Annotated in this window: 14 protein-coding genes and 4 pseudogenes; 8 read left to right on the forward strand and 10 right to left on the reverse strand. The window is 73.9% G+C overall.

The genetic code is table 11. From position 1 onward, the window contains the following. Positions 1-145 precede the first annotated feature (145 nt). The 7 genes and pseudogenes from mraY to mraZ all read right to left on the reverse strand — a co-directional run bounded on the left by mraY (position 146) and on the right by mraZ (position 8,823). On the reverse strand, positions 146-1,273 hold the full coding sequence (gene mraY, locus MRQ36_RS04050; protein ID WP_242792916.1) for a phospho-N-acetylmuramoyl-pentapeptide-transferase: 1,128 nt from the start codon (positions 1,271-1,273) through the stop codon (positions 146-148). After that, the gene (gene murF, locus MRQ36_RS04055) at positions 1,270-2,664 is read right to left on the reverse strand and encodes a UDP-N-acetylmuramoyl-tripeptide--D-alanyl-D-alanine ligase (RefSeq protein WP_242792918.1); all 1,395 of its coding nucleotides are present in this window, start codon (positions 2,662-2,664) and stop codon (positions 1,270-1,272) included. Before murF ends, mraY begins: the two co-directional genes overlap by 4 nt. Continuing rightward, positions 2,661-4,182, reverse strand: a pseudogene (locus tag MRQ36_RS04060) (UDP-N-acetylmuramoyl-L-alanyl-D-glutamate--2,6-diaminopimelate ligase). The gene murF and the pseudogene MRQ36_RS04060 overlap by 4 nt, the downstream one beginning before the upstream one ends. A 91-nt stretch (positions 4,183-4,273) precedes the next feature. Next, positions 4,274-6,493, reverse strand: a pseudogene (locus tag MRQ36_RS04065) (peptidoglycan D,D-transpeptidase FtsI family protein). A gap of 4 nt (positions 6,494-6,497) precedes the next feature. Beyond that, positions 6,498-7,081: pseudogene (locus tag MRQ36_RS04070) on the reverse strand (hypothetical protein). After that, positions 7,078-8,184, reverse strand: a complete 1,107-nt coding sequence (gene rsmH / locus MRQ36_RS04075) for a 16S rRNA (cytosine(1402)-N(4))-methyltransferase RsmH (RefSeq protein ID WP_242792922.1) — start codon at positions 8,182-8,184, stop codon at positions 7,078-7,080. The pseudogene MRQ36_RS04070 and the gene rsmH overlap by 4 nt, the downstream one beginning before the upstream one ends. Before the next feature lie 207 nt (positions 8,185-8,391). Next, positions 8,392-8,823 (reverse strand): division/cell wall cluster transcriptional repressor MraZ, encoded by a 432-nt coding sequence (mraZ, locus tag MRQ36_RS04080; protein ID WP_242792924.1) that lies wholly within the window; start codon positions 8,821-8,823, stop codon positions 8,392-8,394. Positions 8,824-9,179: 356 nt separating this feature from the next. Between mraZ and MRQ36_RS04085 the strand changes: the two genes are divergently transcribed. The 4 genes and pseudogenes from MRQ36_RS04085 (at position 9,180) to MRQ36_RS04100 (ending at position 12,611) form a co-directional block, all read left to right on the forward strand. Beyond that, positions 9,180-10,427 (forward strand): MurT ligase domain-containing protein, encoded by a 1,248-nt coding sequence (locus MRQ36_RS04085; protein WP_242800817.1) that lies wholly within the window; start codon positions 9,180-9,182, stop codon positions 10,425-10,427. Continuing rightward, on the forward strand, positions 10,417-11,139 hold the full coding sequence (locus tag MRQ36_RS04090) for a type 1 glutamine amidotransferase (protein ID WP_242792926.1): 723 nt from the start codon (positions 10,417-10,419) through the stop codon (positions 11,137-11,139). Before MRQ36_RS04085 ends, MRQ36_RS04090 begins: the two co-directional genes overlap by 11 nt. A 50-nt stretch (positions 11,140-11,189) precedes the next feature. Beyond that, positions 11,190-11,853 (forward strand): annotated as a pseudogene (locus MRQ36_RS04095) (TVP38/TMEM64 family protein). After that, positions 11,853-12,611 carry a phosphotransferase gene (locus MRQ36_RS04100; RefSeq protein WP_242792929.1) on the forward strand — a complete coding sequence of 253 codons (759 nt, stop codon included), beginning with the start codon at positions 11,853-11,855 and terminating at the stop codon, positions 12,609-12,611. Before MRQ36_RS04095 ends, MRQ36_RS04100 begins: the two are co-directional and overlap by 1 nt. A gap of 19 nt (positions 12,612-12,630) precedes the next feature. Here the strand turns inward: MRQ36_RS04100 and MRQ36_RS04105 are convergent, their stop codons facing one another. Together MRQ36_RS04105 and MRQ36_RS04110 are read right to left on the reverse strand one after the other, a co-directional pair. Beyond that, a complete protein-coding gene (locus tag MRQ36_RS04105; RefSeq protein WP_242792930.1) occupies positions 12,631-13,287 on the reverse strand; it encodes a response regulator transcription factor in 657 nt (218 codons plus the stop codon). Then, positions 13,284-14,483, reverse strand: coding sequence for a sensor histidine kinase (locus tag MRQ36_RS04110; RefSeq protein ID WP_242792931.1), 1,200 nt, complete (start codon positions 14,481-14,483; stop codon positions 13,284-13,286). The genes MRQ36_RS04105 and MRQ36_RS04110 overlap by 4 nt, the downstream gene beginning before the upstream one ends. Positions 14,484-14,615: 132 nt before the next feature. On the opposite strand from MRQ36_RS04110, the gene MRQ36_RS04115 reads away from it, so the two are divergent. Both MRQ36_RS04115 and MRQ36_RS04120 read left to right on the forward strand, forming a co-directional pair. Next, the gene (locus MRQ36_RS04115) at positions 14,616-15,524 is read left to right on the forward strand and encodes an ABC transporter ATP-binding protein (RefSeq protein WP_242792932.1); all 909 of its coding nucleotides are present in this window, start codon (positions 14,616-14,618) and stop codon (positions 15,522-15,524) included. Then, the gene (locus MRQ36_RS04120; RefSeq protein WP_242792933.1) at positions 15,521-16,363 is read left to right on the forward strand and encodes an ABC transporter permease subunit; all 843 of its coding nucleotides are present in this window, start codon (positions 15,521-15,523) and stop codon (positions 16,361-16,363) included. The genes MRQ36_RS04115 and MRQ36_RS04120 overlap by 4 nt, the downstream gene beginning before the upstream one ends. 56 nt (positions 16,364-16,419) lie before the next feature. Here MRQ36_RS04120 and leuS read toward each other — a convergent pair whose 3' ends face one another. Beyond that, complete coding sequence (leuS, locus tag MRQ36_RS04125; protein ID WP_242792934.1) at positions 16,420-19,260, reverse strand: leucine--tRNA ligase; 2,841 nt, start codon at positions 19,258-19,260, stop codon at positions 16,420-16,422. 376 nt (positions 19,261-19,636) lie between these two features. Here leuS and MRQ36_RS04130 point away from each other — a divergent pair, with 376 nt between their 5' ends. After that, positions 19,637-20,689, forward strand: a complete 1,053-nt coding sequence (locus MRQ36_RS04130; protein WP_242792935.1) for a MoxR family ATPase — start codon at positions 19,637-19,639, stop codon at positions 20,687-20,689. A 1-nt stretch (position 20,690) separates the two neighbouring features. Next, on the forward strand, positions 20,691-21,989 hold the full coding sequence (locus MRQ36_RS04135) for a DUF58 domain-containing protein (RefSeq protein WP_242792936.1): 1,299 nt from the start codon (positions 20,691-20,693) through the stop codon (positions 21,987-21,989). Positions 21,990-21,991 lie beyond the last annotated feature (2 nt).

The raw sequence follows: 21,991 nt of genomic DNA on the forward strand, positions 1-21,991 counted from the left end.
GATTCGTTCCTCCCCCACCCGCCCATCATCGCGGCTCGGCCGGCCCGCCCGTGGCGCAACCGCCCGGTCGGCGTGTCGCACCGGCGAAAAGGAGGGGCTCCCTGCTATCACAGGGAGCCCCTCCGCGACCGGTGCGGCCCGGCGATCAGGTGACCGCGGCGAGGAACTCGCTGTAGAACAGGCCCAGGGCGATCGCCACGCCGATGCCGGCGATGATCCAGAACCGGACCACGATGTTGACCTCGCTCCAGCCGGCCAGCTCGAAGTGGTGCTGCAGCGGCGACATCCGGAACACCCGCTTGCCGGTGGTCCGGAAGGAGATGATCTGGATCACCACGGACATCGTGATGATCACGAAGAGCCCGCCGAGGATCGGCAGCAGCAGAATGGTCCGGGTGGACATCGCCATGCCGGCGATCAGGCCGCCCAGGCCCAGCGCGCCGGTGTCACCCATGAAGATCCGGGCCGGCGAGGTGTTCCACCACAGGAAGCCGACACAGGCCCCGGCCGCCGCCCCGGCGATCAGCGCGATCTCCAGCGGGTCCCGGACGGTGTAGCAGTATTCCCCGGCGGGGTAGTTCGGGTCCGCGCACCAGTGCCGGTACTGCCAGAACGCGATCAGCGCGTACGCCGCGAGGACCATCACCGAGGCGCCGGTGGCCAGGCCGTCCAGACCGTCGGTGAGGTTCACCCCGTTGGTCGCCGCCATCACCACCATGATGATCACGATGATCGCGCCGATCTTGCCGATCTCCAGCGCCGGGATGTCCCGGATGAAGCTCAGCGTGGTGCTGCCCACCGTCTCGGTGTTGGTGGCGGTGCCACTCGGGTCCGTCATCGTGCTCGGGAAATAGAGCGCCACGACGCCGAAGAGGGCACCGACCAGGATCTGCCCGGCCAGCTTGCCCCGCTTGTTCAGGCCACCGCTGTGCCGCTTGCGGACCTTGAGGAAGTCGTCGATGAAGCCGACCGCCCCGGAGAAGACCATCAGCCCCAGCAGCACCAGCGCCGTGATGGTCGGCTCCACCTGGGCGATCTGCGCGTCCGGCAGGGTGGTCAGGGCCAGGTGACCGGCGACGTACGCGATCACCGTGGCCAGGATGAAGACCACGCCGCCCATCGTCGGCGTGCCCTTCTTGCCCTGGTGCATGGCCGGGCCCTCGGCCCGGATCGGCTGGCCGGCCTTGAGCCGGGTGAACACCTTGATCGCGAGCGGGGTGGCCAGCAACGAGACCAGGAACGCGACCCCGATGGCGACGATGACCGCCCTCACCGGGAGACCTCCCCGGCGGCCGGGCGCAGTGCGTCGACCACCTCCCAGGTGCGGTACCGGGAGCCCTTCACCAGCACCACGTCACCCGGACGTAGCTCGCTCCGCAGCACCTCGACGGCCGCCGCCTGATCGGTGAGCAGCACCGACTCTCCTCCCCAGTCACTTACCGCTGTCGCGCCCTCGTGGATCGGCGCCGCCGGCTCACCCACCACGAGCAGCCGGTCGATGTCCAGCTCGGCCGCGAGCCGGCCGACCTGCTGGTGCCCTTCGCGCTCGAACGCGCCCAACTCGGCCATGTAGCCGAGCACCGCGAACGTGCGCCCCGCACCCCGCAGGGCGGCCAGCGCGCGCAGCGCGACCGCCATCGAGGCCGGGTTGGCGTTGTACGAGTCGTCGATCACCGTGACCCCGTCGGGCCGGGCGAAGACGTCCATCCGGCGGGTGGAGACCAGCCCCAGCTCGCCCAGCGCCACGGCCAGCTCGGCCGGCGGCATGCCCAGCTCGCGGGCCACCGCCGCGGCGGCGAGCGAGTTCGACACCTGGTGCCGCCCGGTGAGCCCGAGCCGGACCGGCGCGTTGCCCTCCGGCGTCACCAGGGTGTACGCCGGCCGACCCCGCTCGTCCAGCGTGACGTCCACCGCCCGCACGTCGGCGTGCGGCGCCTCGCCGTACCGGACCACCCGGGCCACCGTGCGCGACGCCATCGCGTCGACCAGCGGGTCGTCGGCGTTGAGCACGGCCAGCCCGTCGGCGGGCAGCGCCTCGACCAGCTCCCCCTTGGCCAGCGCGATGGTCTCCACCGAGCCGAACTCGCCCAGGTGCGCCACCCCGACGTTGAGCACCACCGAGATCCGGGGCGGCACCACGTCGCAGAGGTAGCGCACGTGCCCCACCCCCCGGGCGCCCTTCTCCATCACCAGGTAGCGCGTCTCCGGCGTCGCCTGCAACGCCGTGTACGGGTGACCCAGCTCGTTGTTGAACGAGCCGGGCGGCGCCACGGTCGGGCCGAGCCGCACGGTGAGCTGGGCGATCAGGTCCTTGGTGGTGGTCTTGCCGGACGAGCCGGTCAACCCGATCACGGTCAGTCCGGGCAGCCGGTCGACGACCGCGCGGGCCAGCTTCCCCATCGCGTCGAGGGCGTCGGCGACCAGCACCATCGGCACGCCGGGCACCTCGCGGGTGCCGAGCACCGCCACCGCGCCCGCCTCGACCGCACCGGCCGCGTAGTCGTGGCCGTCGACCTGCTCCCCGGGGAACGCCACGAAGAGCGCCCCCGGGCCGACCTTGCGGGAGTCGAACTCCACGGTGCCGGTGACCCGGGCCTGCGGGTCGGCGGCGACCAGCCGCCCGTCGACCGCGGCGGCCACCTCGGCCAGGCTGAGCGGGATCACCGCTGACCCGCCCGGTCGGCGAAGCGGGCGCGCAGCGCCTCGGCCAGCTCCACCCGGTCGTCGAACGGGTGCACCTCGCCGGCCACCTCCTGGCCGCGTTCGTGCCCCTTGCCGAGCACCGCCACCACGTCACCGGGTTCGGCCAGCCGGACCGCCTCGGCGATGGCGGCCCGCCGGCCGTCCACCTCGACGATCCGGGCCGGCGTGCCGGCCGCGTACGCCCCGGCGAGCACCTCCGCGCGGATCGCGGCCGGGTCCTCCGTCCGCGGGTTGTCGTCGGTCACCAGCACCACGTCGGCTCCCTCCGCGGCGGCCCCGCCCATCACCGGCCGCTTGCCCCGGTCCCGGTCGCCGCCCGCACCGATCACGCAGATCAGCCGGCCGGCGCTGAGTTCGCGCAGCGCACGCAGCGCGGCCACGATGGCGTCCGGCTTGTGCGCGTAGTCGACCACGCCGCGCACCGGCGCGTCGCTGCTGACCAGCTCCAGCCGGCCGGGCACCCCGCCGCAGGCGGCCACCCCGGTGGCGGCGGTGGTCGGGTCCACCCCGACCGCGACCAGCGCGGCGATCGCCAGCAGCGCGTTGGCGACGTTGTGCCGGCCGGGCAGCGCCACGCCGGCCGGCACGACCAGCCCGTCGGGGCCGTGCGCGGTGAACCGCTGGGCGTAGCCCTCGCCGTCGACGTCGGTGGCGTACCAGGTGGCGGTCGGGTCACCGGCCGCCGAGTAGCTGACCGTGGCGGGCTTGAACAGCGGGCGCAGCGCCGGGTCGTCGTGGTTGAGCACCTCGACCGCGCAGCGCCCGTCGAACAGCTGCGCCTTGGCCGCGAAGTAGTCGGCCGAGTCGGCGTGGAAGTCCAGGTGGTCGGAGCCGAAGTTGGTGTAGCCGCCGACCGCGAAGCTGACTCCGCCGACCCGCCCCATCGCCAGGGCGTGGCTGGAGACCTCCATGACCACGGCGGTGACCCCGCGCTCCCGGGCGGCGGCGAGCATGGCGTGCAGGTCGGTGGCCTCGGGGGTGGTCCGGACGCTGTCCACCACCAGGTCGCCGAGGCGGGTCTCCACGGTGCCGATCAGGCCGGTGGTGTGCCCGGCGGCACGCAGCCCGGACTCGACCAGGTAGGCGGTGGAGGTCTTGCCGGCGGTGCCGGTCACCCCGAGCACGGTCAGCCCGGTGGTCGGGTCGCCGTAGACGGCGGAGGCGACGGCGCCGAGCACCGCGCGCGGGTCGCCCACCACCAGCACCGGCAGGCCGGCCCCGGCGGCCAGCTCCGCGCCGGCCGGATCGGTCAGCACGGCCACCGCGCCGGCCTCGGCCGCGCCGGCGGCGAACTCCGCCGTGCCGGCGGGCACCGGGCAGGGCGGCGTACAGGTCGCCGGGGTGGACCTCCTGGCTGGCGTGGGTCACCCCGGTCACGGCCAGGTCGGCGGCGCCGTCGGGCGGGGCCGTGCCGAGTCGCCCGGCGAGGTCGCCGAGCCGGACGGGATTCACGGTACGGGGACGTGGATTGCCGGGCACGGCGTCAGACCCTACCCGGTCGTCCGGTTCCGACCGTACAGCCGCCCCGGTGGTTCGTCGCCACTCACCGATGATGTCCCGTCCTTCCCGGTCAGCGCGGAAAGACCTCGAACTTCGGGGACCGGTCGGTGGCCGACGGCGGCACCCGGTAGTGCCGCAGTGTGTAGCCCATGATCTCGCGGAAGGCCGGTGCGGCGACCGCGCCGCCCTCCCCGCCGGGGCTCCACACGAAGACCGCGACCACGTACCTCGGCTCCTCCGCCGGGGCCATCCCGATGAACGAGCCCACCTCGCCGGGCTGGAGCTTGCCGTCGAGGTAGCGCAGGCCGGTGCCGGTCTTGCCGGCGACCCGGTAGCCGGGGACCGCGGCGGCCAGGCCGGTGGCCCGCCCGTCGGGGCCGTCGACCGTGGTGACCGCCTCCAGCATGGTGCGCAGCGCCGCCGCGTTCTGCGGGCTGAGCACCGAGCGGGTCTTCGGGGCCGGACCGGGCGTCTTCTTCCCGTCCGCGCCGATGACCTCCTTGATGAGGTGCGGCTGCACGTACGTGCCGTCGTTGGCGATGGCGGCGTACGCGGCGGCCATCTGCAACGGGGTGGCGTCCACGCTGTGCCCGATGGGCACCGACCCGTACGCCGAGCCGCTCCACTGGTCGGCGGGGAGCAGCCGCCCGGACGCCTCGCCCGGCATGCCCTCGCCGGTGGGCTGCCCCAGCCCGAACCGCTTCTGGTAGTCGATCAGCCGGTCCTTGCCCAGCTTCTCGGCGATCTCGATGGTGCCGACGTTGGACGAGAAGGCCAGCATCCCGGGGATGCTCATCTTCTGGCCGTTCGCCGGGTGGGTGTCCCGGAAGGTCACGCCGCCCCTGGTGATCGTGTTGGCCACCGGGAACGCGGTGTCCGGGGTGATCACACCCTCCTGGAGGGCCGCGCCGTAGGTGATCGCCTTGTGGATCGAACCCGGGTCGACCACGAAGCTGGTGGCCGCGTCCTCCCGGTCGGTGGGCTTGCTGCCCGCCGGGTCCGCCGCGTCGTAGGTGGGGTTGCTCGCCTGGGCCAGCACCTCGCCCTGCATGTCGAGCACCACGGCGGCCCCGATGCTGCCCCTGGTCTGCGCCATCTGTTCGGTGAGGATGCGCTGGGTGCGGTACTGCAGGTCCAGGTCGAGGGTGAGCGCGATCGAGCTGCCCGGCTTGGGCTGGACGGTCACGCTGTAGCCGCCGGGGATCGGTGCGGCCAGGTCACCCTGGCCGACCTCGTAGGTCTTCCGGCCGGGCTTGCCCTGGAGCACGTTGTCGTACTTGGCCTCCAGCCCTTCCAGCCCGGTCATGTCGTCGCTGACGAAGCCGAGCAGGTTGGCGGCCAGGTCACCGCCGGGAACCTCGCGCCGCTCGTCGCGGTGGGTGCCGATGCCGGGCAGGTCCAGCGCCATGATCTGCTTCGCCCGGTCGATGTCGACGCCGCGGGCCAGGTACTGGAACTGCGACTCCCCGCCGCCGGGCAGCTTGCGCCGCTTCATCTTGTCGGCCAGGTCGGAGGTGGGGACGCCGAGCAGCGGCGAGAGCCGCCGGGCGGTGTCCAGCCGGACGGACTCCTCGATCTGGGTGGGGTCGGCGAAGACGTACCGCGCCTCGACGCTGTGCGCCAGCGGGGCGCCGGTCCGGTCGTAGATCGCGCCGCGCGGCGCGGGCAGCTCCACCACGGCGACCCGGTTGCCGAGGCCGCCGTCGGCGTACGCCGGGGTGTTCACGGTCTGCAGGAAGACCAGCCGGATGCCGATGGTGGCGAAGAGCGCCAGGGCGAGCAGGGTGCCCAGGCGCAGCCGGCGGCGCGGGTCGGCGAGCTTCGGCGGGCGGCGCGGCTTGCGCGACGGCCGCCGGGCGGCCGGCCGCTCGGGGCGGCGCGGTCCGGGCGGCGGCGCGGCGCCGGCGGCTCGTCGTCGTCGAAGGGTTCCCGGCCGGGCCGGGCGGTGACGGTCCGGACCACGCCGGAGCGGCCGCCGCCCGCGGTCTCCCGCCGGCCGGCGCGGCCGGCGCCGGCGCGACCGCCGTCGAGCACCTGCAACGCCGGCCGGAACGGGTCGCCGGAGCGGGTGCTGCGCGGGGTACGCCGCTGCTCGGCACCCGCGCCGGTCCCGGTGCGGGCGGCCCCGCCGCCCTCCCGGACGGTGCGCCCCCGAGGGCGTACGCGCGGGCGTCGGAGATGCCCCCCACGCCGGGCTCGCCGGTGCGCGGCTCGGCCCCCGACCGCCCCGCGACGAGCGGCGCCGGGACCCCGTGGGGTCCCGGCGCGGGTCATCCGATCTGGGCGGCACCGGCTCAGCCTCCGTTGCCCTGCGGGCTGGTGATCGCCGGCTGACCGGTGGCCGGGTGCGGCACGCCGATCATCTTGCCGTCGGGCAGCCGGATGTACGCCGGGTCGTCGGACTCGACCAGCCCCAGCTTGCGGGCGTTGGCGGTCAGGTTGCCCGGCGCCTTCTGCTCGGCGATCTCCTTCTCCAGCTGCTGCTGGTCCACGTCGAGCTTGGCCTGCTGCTGCTGGAGCTTCTCCAGCCGGAACGCGTTCTCATTGATCTTGGTGTTGACCGCCAGGATGCCGAGCACCCCGCCGACCACCAGGAACAGGATCAGCCCGACGAACGGCGCGCGCGGCACGGAGACCGGCGGCGGCGGGCGACCCGCAGGCGCGGCGACGCCGCCTCGGTCGTCCGGGTCCGCTCGGCCGGCCGCAGCGCGGCGCTGCCCTGGGTCGGGAACTCGCGCGCCCCCCGGGCGCGAGTCTCCTCCCGGCGGTCGAGCCGGTCGGCTCCCGCCGTCGTGTTCCGCCGCGCCGCGGTCCGGCCCCCCGACCGCGGTGCGCGCTGCCCGACGGCGCCCCGGCCGTCGTGCTTGTCAACGTTCATGTCCCCTCCCCCTCTTCGTCCGTCCCGTTGTCCCCCGGGGCCGCCCGTGGATCCGTCCCGGATCCCGGTGACCCCGTCCCCGGTTGGTGCATCGCCTTCACCCGGCGCCGGTACCGTTCGCGGTCGGTACGCCCCTGCCGGGTCGCCTCCGGGTCGAGCCGTTCCGCTGCCCGCAGCCGCACCGAAGCGGCCCGCGGGTTCGCGGCGACCTCCGCCTCCCCGGGAAGCTCGGCGCCCCGGCTGAGCAGCCGGAACGTCGGGCCCGTCCCGGGGAGCTCGACCGGGAGGTCGACCGGGCCCTTACTGCGGACCCGGTCGGCGAGCGCCTGCTTGGTGAGCCGGTCCTCCAGCGAGTGGTAGGACAGGACCACCATGCGGCCGCCCACGGTGAGCTTGTCCAGAGCGGCCGGCAGCGCTGTCTCCAGCGCTGCCAGTTCTCTGTTTACCTCGATCCGTAAAGCCTGAAACGTTCTCTTGGCCGGGTGTCCCCCGGTTCGTCGGGCTGGTGCCGGAATGCTCTCCCTGACCAGCTCCGCCAGCCGCGCCGACGAGGTGATCCGGCCCCGCTCCCGCTCCCGGAGGATCGCCGAGGCGATCCGGCCGGCGAACTTCTCCTCGCCGTAGACCCGCAGCACCCGGGCCAGGTCCGGATGGGAGTAGGTGTTGACCACCTCCTCGGCGGTCACCCCCCGGGTCTGGTCCATCCGCATGTCCAGCGGCGCGTCCTGCGCATAGGCGAACCCGCGGTCGGGCGCGTCCAGTTGCAGGGACGAGACCCCCAGGTCGAACAGGATCCCGTCGATCGCCGGATAGCCGAGCCGCTCCAGCACCTCGGGCAGTTCGTCGTAGACGGCGTGCTCCAGGTGGATCCGGTCGGCGAACCGGGCCAACCGGATCCGCGCGTGGGCGAGCGCCTCGGTGTCCCGGTCCAGACCGATCAGCACCGTGTCCGGGTGCGCCTGCAGGACCGCCTCGGCGTGCCCGGCCAGCCCCAGCGTCGCGTCGACGTGGACGGTGCGTCCGTTCCGACCCAGCGCGGGGGCCAGCAACTCGAGACACCGCTCGAGCAGCACCGGCACGTGCGTGCCGCGTAGCTCCCCCATGTCGACCCCCACTGGTTGAAACCCGCTTCCGTCCCTGGTGCGTCCGTTGTCGTCGCGACGCCTCGTCATACCGCCAGATCCCCATCCGCTCCCGCCCGCCGGAGGCCGCGGCCCCCCGATACGGATCGTGCGCCTGGCACCGGGGAAGGGGTGCCAGGAACTCGAAAGCGGCTGGAGATCTCGCAGTACGCCGGGCGTCGCCACGCCCTACAGACCGCCGGGCAGCACCCCCTCGGTGATGTCGGCGAAGTCGTCTTCGCTCTCCTCGAGGTAGGCCTCCCAGGCCGCCCTGTCCCAGATCTCCACCCGGCTGCTCGCGCCGATCACGACCAGATCGCGGTCGAGCGCGGCGTACGAGCGCAGGTGCGCCGGGATCGTCACCCGGCCCTGCTTGTCCGGCACCTCGTCGTGCGCGCTGGCGAAGAAGACCCGGTTGTAGGCCCGGGCCGCCTTGTGCGTCATCGGCTGCGCGCGCAACTGCTCCGCGATGCGCTGGAACTCGGGCATCGGGAAGACGTAGAGGCAGCGCTCCTGCCCTTTGGTGATCACGACACCCCCCGCCAGCTCGTCCCGGAACTTCGCCGGAAGGATCAACCGGCCCTTTTCGTCCAGGCGTGGGGTGTGGGTGCCGAGGAACATCGGCCCAACCCCCTCGCCCTGAGCGGCGTTCGCGGCGCCGCTGACCCCCCGGGCCGGTGTGGCCCTCCCGGCCTCACCATCGGGCCCCACTCTACTCCACTTCCCTCCACCTGCAACCGAAAACGCCCGCGTGGCGCGCCGTGTCGCCGAGCAAAAGAGCACGTCAACGGGGGTGGAGCGGAGTGGAGGGGGTGGCGTGCCCCCGGCGGCCGTCCGCTACCCGACATAGATCGACTCCGTCCGGCGGAACGGCCGCCGACCGGACGCCCGGGAGTGCCCGGCCGAACGGATCGTCGTCGGCGGCGATCTGGCGGGGTCCCGGGTCCGGTAACCTCGCTCGCGTGACGGACGCGAAGATGCCCCTGCGGGCAAAGGTGGCCAGCTCGGTGTCGCGGACCGCCGCGGCGCTGTCGCGGGCCGCGGGTCGGGGCGACGGCTCGGTGATCGGCGGGTGGATCGGGCTCAAGATCGACCCGGACCTGCTGGCCCACCTGTCGGCCGGCCGCGCCATCGCGCTGGTGTCCGGCACCAACGGCAAGACCACCACCACCCGGCTGACCACCGCCGCCGTCGGCGTGCTCGGCCGGGTCGCCACCAACTCCTTCGGCGCCAACATGCCCACCGGCCACACCTCGGCGCTGGCCAAGGCCGGCAGCACCCCGTACGCCGTGCTCGAGGTCGACGAGCACTACCTGGCCCAGGTGCTGGAGGCCACCGAGCCGCACGTGGTGGCGCTGCTCAACCTCTCCCGGGACCAGCTCGACCGCGCCAAGGAGGTCGCCATGATGGCGCAGCTCTGGCGCGCCGCGCTGGTCCGGCACGCCGACGTACGGGTGATCGCGAACGCCGACGACCCGATGGTGGTCTGGGCGGCCACCCCGCCGGCCGACCCGGCGCAGGGCCACGTCCCGCCGCACGTGACCTGGTTCAGCGCCGGCCAGCGCTGGCACGACGACTCCTGGGTCTGCCCGGAGTGCGGCTCCACCATCGCCCGCAAGGACGACCAGTGGTGGTGCACCGGCTGTCCGCTGCGCCGGCCCGAGCCGCAGTGGACCGTCGAGGACGACGGGGTGCTCGACCCGACCGGTGCCTGGCACAAGGTGCGGCTCCAGCTCCCCGGCAAGGTCAACCTCGGCAACGCGGCCACCGCGCTGGCCGTCGCCGCCGAGTTCGGCGTACGCCCGGTGGACGCGGTCTCCCGGCTCGGCTCGGTCACCTCGGTCGCCGGCCGCTACGCGCAGGTCGACCGGGACGGCCGCAACATCCGGCTGCTGCTGGCCAAGAACCCGGCCAGCTGGCTGGAGGCGTTCGACATGGCGGACGAGGCGCCGACCCTGCTCTCCATCAACGCGCGGGACCCCGACGGGCTGGACACCTCCTGGCTCTTCGACGTCGACTTCGCCCCGCTGCGCGGCCGGCAGGTGCTGATCACCGGCGACCGGGCGTACGACCTGGCCGTCCGGCTCGACGTCAACGACGTGCCGTTCCAGCACGTCCGGAGCTTCGCCGAGGCGATCCGGGCGGTCCCGCCGGGCCGGCTGGAAGTCATCGCCAACTACACCGCCTTCCAGGACATCCGAGCGGAGCTGGACCGTGTCAACTGAGAGCCTGCGCATCGTCTGGATCTATCCCGACCTGCTGTCCACCTACGGCGACCGGGGCAACATGCTGATCCTGGCCCGCCGGGCCCAGCTGCGCGGCATGCCGGTCGAGGTGCTGGAGGTCCGCTCCGACCAGCGGCTGCCGGCCACCGCCGACATCTATCTGATCGGCGGCGGCGAGGACGGCCCGCAGGCGCTCGGCGCGCAGCGGTTGATCGCCGACGGCGGCCTGCACCGCGCGGTGGCCCAGGGCTCGGTGGTGTTCGGGGTGTGCGCCGGCTACCAGCTGCTCGGCACCTCCTTCTTCGCCAAGGGCACCGAGTGCGCCGGGCTGGGGCTGCTCGACCTGCGCTCCGACCGGGGGCCCAGCCGGGCCGTCGGCGAGTTGGCCGGTGAGATCGACCCGCGGCTGGGCGTGCCGGCGCTGACCGGCTTCGAGAACCACGGCGGCCGGACCCACCTCGGCCCCGAAGTCGCCCCGCTGGCCCGGGTCACCGCCGGCGTCGGCAACGACGGCGCCACCGAGGGCGCCTGGCGCGGCAAGCTGCTCGGCACCTATTCGCACGGGCCGGCCCTGGCCCGCAACCCTGCCCTGGCGGACCTGCTGCTGCGCTGGGCCACCGGCGTCCACCAACTGCCCGCGCTGGACGACACCTGGGCCGAGCGGCTCCGCTCGGAACGCCGCGCCGCGGTGGCCGCCGCCGCCCGACCGTGACCGGCGCCGCCCGAGCGCGGCGGCGACCGGATCTCCGCCGGCTCGTCCGGTTGCTCGGCGCAGGCGTCCGCGCGGCGGTTCGTCCTGCTGCTGGCCCTGCTCGCCGGGTTCGCGGTGCTGCTGCTCCTGGTGCCCCGGCCGGACCCGGCGCAGCTGCCCCGGCTGGCCGACTCGCTCGGCGGGTACGCCCCGCCGGCCGCCATCGTCGCCGGGGCACTGCTGCTGGTGGCGCTGGTGCCGCGGACCTTCGTCACGCTCGCCGCCGGGGCGATCTTCGGTCCCCTGGAGGGGGCCGCGTACGCCCTCGGCGCGGCGTTGCTGGCCGCGGCGATCGGTTTCACCGTCGGCCGGCTGCTGGGCCGGGACTTCGTCGCCGAACGGGTACGGGGTCGGCTGGCCCGGCTGGACGGCTGGTTCGCCCGGCAGAGCGTGCTCGGGGTGATCACCGTACGGCTGCTGCCGATCGCCGGCTTCGGCCTGGTCAGCTACGGCTACGGCACCACCGGTGCCCGGCTGCTGCCGTTTCTCGCCGGCAGTGTGATCGCGTCCGCGCCGACCGCCTTCGGCTATGCCGCGATCGGCGCGGCGGTCAGCACCCCCGGCCACGTCAACTGGTACGCCGCCGCCCCGGCCGGCCTCGGCCTGATCGCCAGCGTGGTGATCATCGCCCGTTGGTGGCGGGCCGAGCGGCAGCGCCGGCTCGGGCCGAGCTGATGAACGCCGAGGACCGGCTGCCCGGCGGGTTCATCGCCGAAGTGGTCCGGATCGGCGACACGGTCCGCCGCACTCCCCCGACGGACGCCGACTTCGTCGGTGCGTTGCTGCGGCACCTGGCCGTGTCGGCGCCCGGGGTGGCACCGGCGTACCTCGGAACGGACGAGCGGGGCCGCCAGGTGCTGGCCCACGTGGCCGGCCGGGTGCCCTGGCGGGACCGGGAGGAGGACGCCTTCTTCTCCGATGCCGCCCTGGCCGGGCTGGCCCGGCTGGTCCGTACCCTGCACGACGCCTGCGCCGGCACCGCCCTGGCCGGCGGCGCGGAGACCGTCTGCCACCGCGACCTGTCGCCGAAGAACACGGTGTACCGCGCCACGCCGGCCGGGCTGCTTCCGGTCACCCTGCTGGACTGGGACCTGGCCGGACCGGGCCGCCGGATCGAGGACGTCGCCTTCGCCGGCTGGCACTGGGCCACCCTCGGCGGCGACGCTGACCCGGCGGAGCTGGGCCGCCGCTGCCGGCTGCTCTGCGACGGCTACGACGCGGCCGGTGATCCGCCGCTGTGCCGGGCCGGTCTGCTCGACGTCATGCTCGACCAGATCGAGGGCACCTGGCGCGGCATCGCCGCCGGCGCGGAGCGGGACGCGCCCGGCATGCGCCGGCTCCGCGCGGCCGGCGTGGTCGAGGTGGTGCGCGGCTGGCAGGACTGGCTGATCCGGTGTCGTCCGGCGGTGGAGGCGTCCCTCGGCGCCCGCTGAGGGGGTTGCCGGGCGCCGGTCAGCGGGACGGTGCGACCAGGCCCGCGTCGAAGGCGGCGATCACCAGGTGCACCCGGTCCCGGGCGTCCAGCTTGGTGAAGAGGCGGGCCACGTGCGCCTTCGCGGTGGCTGGGCTGATCACCAACTCGGCGGCGATCTCCGCGTTGGACAGTCCCCGCCCGACCAGGGTCAACACCTCCCGCTCCCGGTCGGTCACCCCGGGCAGCCCACGCGGTCGGGGCAGCGGGTCGGGTCGGCGGGCGAACTCGGCGATGAGTCGCCGGGTCACACCGGGCGCGATCAGCGCGTCCCCGGCCGCCACCACCCGCACCGCGCCCAGGATCTCCTCCAGCGCCATGTCCTTGACCAGGAAGCCGCTCGCCCCGGCCCGCAGCGCCGCGTGCACGTGCTCGTCGTCGTCGAAGGTGGTGAGCACCAGCACCCGGGTCGGGCCACCGGCCGCGGTGATCGCCCGGGTCGCCGCGATCCCGTCGGTGCCCGGCATCCGCAGGTCCATCAGCACCACGTCGGGGGCGACCTCGCGGACCAGCCGGACCGCCTCGGCGCCCGTGCCCGCCTCACCGACGACCGTCAGGTCCCGCGCGTCCGCGATGAGCACCCGCAGTCCGGCGCGGACCAGGGGCTGGTCGTCGACGAGCAGCACCCGGACGCTCACGCGCCGGCTCCCGGCGCCGGGAGCCAGGCGGTGACCCGGAAGCCGCCCTCGGGCCGGGGCGCGGCGGCGAACCGGCCACCGAGCAGGATCACCCGCTCCCGCATCCCGACGATGCCGTGCCCGGTGCCGCCGAGCGGGCCGCCCCGCCCGTCGTCCACCACCTCGATGCGTACCCCCTGCGGCCGGTGCTCGACGGTCACCCGGCAGTGGTCGGTCGCCGCGTGCCGGACCACGTTGGTCAGCCCCTCCTGCACGATCCGGTACGCCACCAGCTGTACGTCGTCCGGCAGCGGACCGGGCTCGCCGTCCCGACGCAGGTCCACCCGTACCCCGGCGTCGCCGGCCGCGGTGACCAGTCGGTCCAGGTCGACCAGGCCCGGTGTGGGGTCGAGGGACGCCGCCGCGCCCTCCGGCCGGCGCAGCGCGCCCAGGGCACGCCGCAGCCCGGTCAGCGTCTCCCGGCTGGTCCGCTCGATGACGGCGAGCGCCACCCGGGCCTGTCCCGGCTGGGTGTCGATGACCCGGACGCCGACGCCGGCCTGGATGGCGATCACACCGATGCTGTGCGCCACCAGATCGTGCAGTTCCCGGGCGATGCGCAGCCGCTCGGCGGTGACCGCCTCGGCGGCGGCGTGTGCGCGCAGCGCCTCGGCGTGCCGGCGCCGGGACCGGCGTGAGTCGCCGGCCAGCCAGGCGGCGACCACCGCGAGCACCGAGACGGTGGCCCGGCCCACCGGGTCGGTCGCCAGGCTGACGAAGCTGGCCGCCACCTGGACGACGAGCACCGCACCGGCCGCGACGATCGAGATCCGGCGCGGGTTACGTGCCGCGACCAGCCCCAGCATCAGGTCGATGACGAGGAACTGGAGATACCAGATGCCGGCGAGGTAGCCGTTCTCCCAGGAGCTGGTCGTGATGGTCACGAGGGACGATCCGGCGAGCATCAGCCCCAGGGCGAGCAGCGGACGGCGCCCGAGCAGGCCGGCGGGCAGGAGCACCACCAGGGCGGGCGCGAGGTAACGGAACGGGATGCCGGGCCCGGTGCCGCCCAGGGTGGGCAGGTACAGCCCGGCGGCGCCGTCGGCGAGGCTCGGGGTGAAGAGCACGACGACCGGCAGCAGTGCGACGCCGGCCCAGATCAGGACCGTCCGCGCCCGCCGGGCGGCGGGACGCGGAGCAGGGGCGATGACCTCCATGGGGAACACGGTAGCCAGCGCCACCGGGGCGGTCATCGGCTGACGGGCGTACGCCCGGGGGCGGGTCCCCACCGGCCGGATGTGGTCGTCGGCAGGATGAACCGCCGCCCGGCCTGCGGAATCGTCACCGCCATGATCGAGCTGAGGGACCTCACCAAACGATACGGCCGGACCACGGCCGTCGACCGGCTGACCCTGACCGTGCGACCCGGACATGTGACCGGGTTCCTCGGGCCCAACGGCGCCGGCAAGTCCACCACGCTGCGGCTGATCCTCGGCCTGCACCGCCCCACCGGCGGCACGACGCTGGTGCAGGGGCATCCGTTCGCCGAGAGCCCGCGCGGCCTGCACCTCGTCGGCGCGCTGCTCGACGCCGGCGACGTCCACGGCGGGCGCAGCGCCCGGGCCCACCTGTCCGCGCTGGCCCGCAGCAACCGCATCCCCCGCCGCCGGGTCGACGAGACGCTGCGCGAGGTCGGGCTGGCCGCCGCCGCCGAGCGCCGCATCGGCGGCTTCTCGCTCGGCATGAAGCAGCGCCTCGGTATCGCCGCCGCACTGCTCGGCGACCCGCCCGTGCTGCTCTTCGACGAACCGTTCAACGGCCTCGACCCGGAGGGAGTGCGCTGGGTGCGTGGGCTGTTTCACCGGCTGGCCGGCGAGGGGCGCACCGTGCTGGTCTCCAGCCACCTGATGAGCGAGATGGAGCAGACCGCCGACCACCTCGTCGTGATCGGCCGGGGGGAGCTGGTGGCCGACGAGAGCCTCGCCGGCTTCGCGGCCCGCAGCGCCCGGCCGCACCTCGTCGTGCGTACCCCCGATCCGGGGCGGCTGGCGACGACGGCGCGGGCAGCCGGCGGCCAGGTGACGGTCGACGGCGACGCCCTCACCGTGACCGGCCTGACCGCCACCGAACTGGGCGAGCTGGCGTCCGCCCACCGGATCCCGCTGCACGAACTGGCCACCCGAACCGCATCCCTGGAGGAGGCGTTCATGGACCTGACCGCCGACCGCGTCGAATACCTGGCAGGAGACCACCGATGACCCCCGTACCCGCATCCGCGACCCGGTCCGCCGCTCCGCTCATCGGGCCGAGGGCCCGCTTCCGGGACCTGGTCGCCGCCGAGTGGATCAAGCTCTGGTCGTTGCGTTCCACGTACGGGTCGCTCGCCCTCATCGCGGTCTCCGCCGTGCTGTTCAGCGCCCGCGCCGCCCTCGCCGACCAGTACAACTGGCCGGACTACTCCCCCGAGCGGCGGGCCGCGTTCGACCCGATCCATGACGCCTTTCCCGAGGAGGGTTGGCTCTTCATCATCCTGGCGGCCGGCGCCGTCGGCGCGCTGATGATCGCCGGGGAGTACGCCAGCGGCCAGATCCGGACCACCTTCGCCGCGGTGCCGGCCCGCCGCGCGGTGGTCGCCGCCAAGGTGGTGGTGCTGGGGGCCGTCATGCTCGTCGTCGGCGTGCTGGCCGCGGCGGCGTCGTTCTGGCTCTCCCAGGCGATCCTCGCCGACCGGCAGGCCGGCGCGTCGATCGGCGAGCCCCAGGCGCTGCGGGCCGTCGTGGCGTCGGCGCTGCTACTCCCGGTCTGCGCGCTCATCGGGTTCGGGGTCGGTGCGCTGGTCCGGCACACCGCGCCGGCGATCGTGATCACCGCGACGCTGCTGCTGTTGGCGCCGATGGCATTCGACATCTCCAACCGGTGGACGGCGGTGGCCCACAACGCGCTGCCGGTGCCCGCCTGGGAACGCCTGGTCGGCAACCCGTACGTACTGCCGAACCTGCACGTGGCGACGGTCGCCGGCTCCTGGACGGTGTTCGCCGTCTGGCCGCTGGTCGCCGCGCTGCTCGCGACGGTCGTCGTCCACCGCCGCGAGCCCTGACCCCGGGTACACCGGAGGCGCGCCCCGGACCTGGGACGCGCCTCCGCGGTGGACCGTCAGGCGACGACCGAGACCATCCGGCCCTTCACCACGATGACCTTGCGGGGCTCCTTGCCGGCCAGCGAACCCGCGACCGCCTCCAGCGCGGCCGACCGGACGTCGTCCTCGGCCGCGTCGGCGGCCACCTCGATCCGGCCCCGGACCTTGCCGTTGACCTGCACCGGATAGGTCACCGTCTCGGCGACCAGCAGCGCCGGATCGGCGGTCGGGAAGTCCGCGTACGCCAGGGAGCTGTCGTGGCCCAGTCGCCGCCACAGTTCCTCGGCGACGTGCGGGGCAAACGGCGCCACCATCAGCACCAGCGGCTCGGCCACCTCGCGCGGCGTCTCCGCCAGCCGGGTCAGCCCGTTGGTCAGCTCGATCAGCTTGGCGATCGCGGTGTTGAACCGGATCCCGTCCATGTCGCCGCGGACGCCGTCGATGACCTTGTGCAGCAGCCGGCGGGTCGCCTCGTCGGCCGGCGCGTCGGTCACCCGCAGGTCACCGGTCTGCTCGTCGATCACGGCCCGCCAGACCCGCTGCAGGAACCGGTACGACCCGACGACCGCCCGGGTGTCCCAGGGGCGGGAGACCTCCAGCGGTCCCATCGACATCTCGTACACCCGGAAGGTGTCCGCGCCGTAGGCGGCGCACATCTCGTCCGGGGTGACGACGTTCTTCAGGGACTTGCCCATCTTGCCGTACTCGCGGGTGACCTCCTGCTCGCCGTGGAACCAGCGGCCGTCGACCTCGACGACCTCCTCGGCCGGCACCGGCGCGCGCCGGGCGTCGCGGAACGCGTACGCCTGGATCATGCCCTGGTTGAACAGCTTGCGGAACGGCTCGAACGACGAGACGTGCCCCAGATCGAACAGCACCTTGTGCCAGAACCGCGCGTACAGCAGGTGCAGCACGGCGTGCTCGGCGCCGCCGACGTACAGGTCGGTGCCACCGCAGTCGCCGGGGCGCTGCGGCCCCATCCAGTACGCCTCGTTCGCCGGGTCGACGAAACGCTCGGCGTTGGTCGGGTCCAGGTAGCGCAGCTCGTACCAGCAGGAGCCGGCCCACTGCGGCATCACGTTGGTCTCCCGGGTGTAGCGCTTCGGCCCGTCACCCAGGTCCAGCTCCACCTCCACCCAGTCGCGCCGGCGGGACAGCGGGGTCTCCGGGTTGCTGTCGGCGTCCTCCGGGTCGAACGTCTTCGGCGAGAAGTCGTCCACCTCGGGCAGCTCGACCGGCAGCATCGACTCGGGCAGCGCGATCGGCGCGCCGGTGGAGTCGTACACGATCGGGAACGGCTCGCCCCAGTAGCGCTGCCGGCTGAACAGCCAGTCGCGCAGCCGCCAGGTGACCGCGCCGGTGCCGTGCCCGTTGGCCTCCAGCCACTCGATGACCCGGGCCTTGGCGTCGGCCATGCCCAGGCCGTTCAGGTCCAGGCCGCGGTCGGGCGCGGCGCTGTTGATCATCGGACCGGTGCCGGTGTACGCCCCGCCGGTGAAGCCCTCCGGCGGCTGCACGGTCCGCACCACGGGCAGCTCGTAGACCTCGGCGAAGGCGTGGTCGCGCTCGTCCTCGGCCGGCACCGCCATGATCGCGCCGGTGCCGTAGCCGGCCAGCACGTAGTCGGCGATGAAGATCGGGACGCGTCCGCCGGTGACCGGGTTGGTCGCGTACGCGCCGACGAAGACGCCGGTCTTCTCCTTGCTGTCCGCCTGCCGCTCCACGTCCGTCTTCGCCGCGGCGGCCTTCCGGTACGCCTCGACGGCGGCCCGCGGGTTGGCGTGCCCACCGGTCCAGGCGTCCTTCGTCCCGGCCGGCCAGGCGGCCGGCACCAGCACGTCGACCAGCTCGTGCTCGGGGGCCAGCACCATGTACGTGGCGCCGAAGATGGTGTCCGGCCGGGTCGTGAACACCCGTACCGGGGCGGCGTCGGTCGGGAAGTCGATGTGCGCGCCGCTGGACCGCCCGATCCAGTTGCGCTGCATCAGCTTGATCGGCTCCGGCCAGTCCAGCGTGTCCAGGTCGTCCAGCAGCCGATCGCCGTACGCGGTGATCCGCATCATCCACTGCTTCAGGTTGCGCTTGAAGACCGGGAAGTTGCCCCGCTCGGAGCGGCCGTCGGCGGTGACCTCCTCGTTGGCCAGCACGGTGCCCAGCCCCGGGCACCAGTTCACCGGTGCCTCGGAGACGTACGCCAGCCGGTGGTCGTCGACGACCTGCCGGCGCTCGGCCACGGTCAGCTCGGCCCAGCGGCGGCCGTCCGGGGTGGGCCGGGTGCCCCCCTCGAACTCGGCGACCAGGTCGGCGATCGGCCGGGCCTTGCGGGCCTCCGGGTCGTACCAGGAGTTGAAGACCTGCAGGAAGATCCACTGCGTCCAGCGGTAGAAGTCGGTGTCGATGGTCGCCACCGAGCGCCGCTCGTCGTGGCCCAGCCCCAGCCGGCGCAGCTGCGCCCGGTACCGCTCGATGTTCGCCACGGTGGTGGTGCGCGGGTGGGTGCCGGTTTGCACCGCGTACTGCTCGGCGGGCAGCCCGAACGCGTCGAAGCCCATCGCGTGCAGCACGTTCCGCCCGGCCATCCGCTGGTAGCGGGCGTAGCAGTCGGTGCCGATGTAGCCCAGCGGGTGGCCGACGTGCAGGCCCGCGCCGGAGGGGTAGGGGAACATGTCCAGCACGTACAGCTTCTCGGCGCCGGCCCGGGGGTGGCCCGGGTCGGCCAGCGGCCCGGTCGGGTTCGGCGCGTGGAAGGTGCCCTCCCGCTCCCAGGCGTCCTGCCACCGGTGCTCGATCTCGTCGGCCAGCGCTGCGGTGTACCGGTAGGGGGGGATGTCGCTCGCCGGTGCGGCTGCCTCACTCATGGCGTCTCCTCGGCGCGGTGATGAAAAAGAAGGTGGGGAGTCTGCTTCCGGGCACAAAAAAGCCCCTCGCGCAGGAGGGGCCGCCGTGCTGTCGCGCGTTCAGCGCATCAGCACGGCTCGGTAAGAAGCAGGAAGACTCCGGCCATGACGGGGAGTGTACCCCGCCGTACGGGCGGCCACCTCCCGCGTCCCCCGTCCGGCGCATATTTGGGGCGTAAGCGACCGACTACCTGCGGGGGTCGGCGTCGACGACAAACATGGTTAGCCTGAGAACCACTGAGATTTCTGCGGCAGACGAGGCTCGCACGTCGCGAACCCAACGGCGGGTCCAGGTGCTCTATACAGAGCTGCCGTCATGGCGACGAGGAGGAGGCCCGTGACACAACAGACCTGGGACGAGGTGGGCGGTCTGCTGCCGCACGACGAGTTCCGCGCCGCCAGCGAGGCCATCGTGGCCAACATCGAGCGGGTCATCGAGGGCAAGACGGCCACCGTCCGGCTCGCCCTGGCCGTCCTGCTCGCCGAGGGCCACCTGCTCATCGAGGACGTGCCCGGCGTCGGCAAGACCAAGCTGGCCAAGGCCCTCGCCCGCTCCATCGACTGCTCGGTCCGCCGCATCCAGTTCACCCCCGACCTGCTGCCCAGCGACGTCACCGGGGTCAGCGTCTACAACCAGGAGACGCACGACTTCGAGTTCCGTCCCGGCGCGGTCTTCGCCAACCTGGTCGTCGGCGACGAGATCAACCGGGCCTCGCCGAAGACCCAGTCGGCGCTGCTGGAGTGCATGGAGGAACGACAGGTCACCGTCGACGGGGTGACCTACCAGTTGCAGACCCCGTTCATGGTGATCGCGACGCAGAACCCGATCGAGATGGAGGGGACCTACCCGCTGCCGGAGGCGCAGCGCGACCGGTTCACCGCCCGGATCGCGATGGGCTACCCGGACGTCTCGGCCGAGCTGGCCATGCTGGACGGCCACGGCGCCACCGACCCGCTGCACGAGCTGCGCCCGGTCTCCGACGCGGCGACCGTCCGCCAGCTCATCGGCCACGTCCGGCAGGTGCACGTCGCCGACGCCGTCAAGCAGTACGCCATCGACCTGGTCACCGCCACCCGGGAGGCTCCCGACCTGCGCCTCGGCGCGTCCCCGCGGGCCACCCTCCAGCTGCTGCGCACCGCCCGGGCGGTCGCCGCCCTGGAGGGCCGCGACTACGTGCTGCCCGACGACCTCCAGGCGCTGGCGGTGCCGGTGCTCGCGCACCGGATCATCCCGACCGCCGACGCCCAGCTCGCCCGGCGCACCACCGACGCGATCGTCTCCGAGTTGGTGCACCGGCTCCCGTTGCCGAACGACCGCAAGCGCTCCCCCTACGACACCCGGCCCGGCGGCGGCAACGGCCGCGGGCCGTTCGAGCCACGGAGGCCGTGACGTGCGTGCCGGGCTGCGCGGGCTGACCACCCGCGGCCGCTCCTTCCTGGCGGCCGCGGTCGCCGCCGCGGTCTCCGCCGGCATCCTCGGCGAGAAGGACCTGCTGCGGGTCGCCGTCCTGCTGGCCGTGCTGCCGCTGCTCGCCGCGGCGTACGTGGGACGCAGCCGCTACAAGCTCGCCTGCAACCGCTCGCTGGAGCCGCACCGGGTGCCGGTCGGCGCCAGTTCCCGGGTGGTGCTGCGGCTGCAGAACCTGTCCCGGCTGCCCACCGGCACCCTGCTGCTGGAGGACCGGCTGCCGTACGCGCTGGGCAGCCGGCCCCGGGTGGTGCTGGAACGGCTCGGCGCGCACCAGGCCAGCTCGGTGGCGTACACGGTGCGGGCCGACGTGCGCGGCCGGTACGAGGTGGGCCCCCTGGTGGTCCGCCTCACCGACCCGTTCGGGCTCTGCGAGCTCAGCCGCGCCTTTCCCAGCACCGACCACCTCACCGTCATCCCGCAGGTCACCCCCCTGCCCTCGGTCCGCCTCCCCGGGGAGTACGCGGGCAGCGGCGACAGCCGGGCCCGTTCGGTGGCGGTGCACGGCGAGGACGACGCGGCCACCCGGGAGTACCGGATGGGCGACGACCTGCGGCGGGTGCACTGGAAGTCCACGGCGCGCACCGGTGAGCTGATGGTGCGCCGCGAGGAGCAGCCGTGGGAGAGCCGCGCGACGGTGGTCCTGGACACCCGGGCGTACGGCCACCGGGGCGACGGCCCGACGGCGAGCTTCGAGTGGGCGGTCTCCGCCGCGGCCAGCATCGCGGTGCACCTGCGTCAGGCCGGTTACAAGCTGCGCCTGGTCACCGGCTCCGGGGCGGACGTGGACGCCACCGAGGCCGGCGGTGAGGGTCTGCTCCTCGACCACCTCGCCGACGTCCGGTTGGACACCAACGGTGAGATCGGCACGTTGGTGCAGCGGGTCCGGCAGCGGTCCGACGGCGGCCTGGTCATCGCCCTGTTCGGCGCGTTGAACACCGCCGAGGCCGAGCTGCTGGCCGGGCTGCGCGGCAACGGCGCCACCTGCGTGGGCTTCCTGCTGGACAGCTCCTCCTGGCTGAACCTCCCGGAGAAGGCCCGGGCCGAGGCGGACCGCCTGCACGACACCGCCGCGCTCGCCCTGCTGCAGAGCGGCTGGCGGGTGATCGGGGTCGACCACGGCGGCCGGCTGCCGGCGCTGTGGCCGCAGGCGGCCCGCGGGTCGCAGGGCTTCGCGCTGCGTGCCGCGCTCGCCGAGACCGTCGCCGGGGGCATGCGATGACC

Source organism: Micromonospora sp. R77, from assembly GCF_022747945.1.
In the GTDB taxonomy this organism is placed as follows: domain Bacteria; phylum Actinomycetota; class Actinomycetes; order Mycobacteriales; family Micromonosporaceae; genus Micromonospora.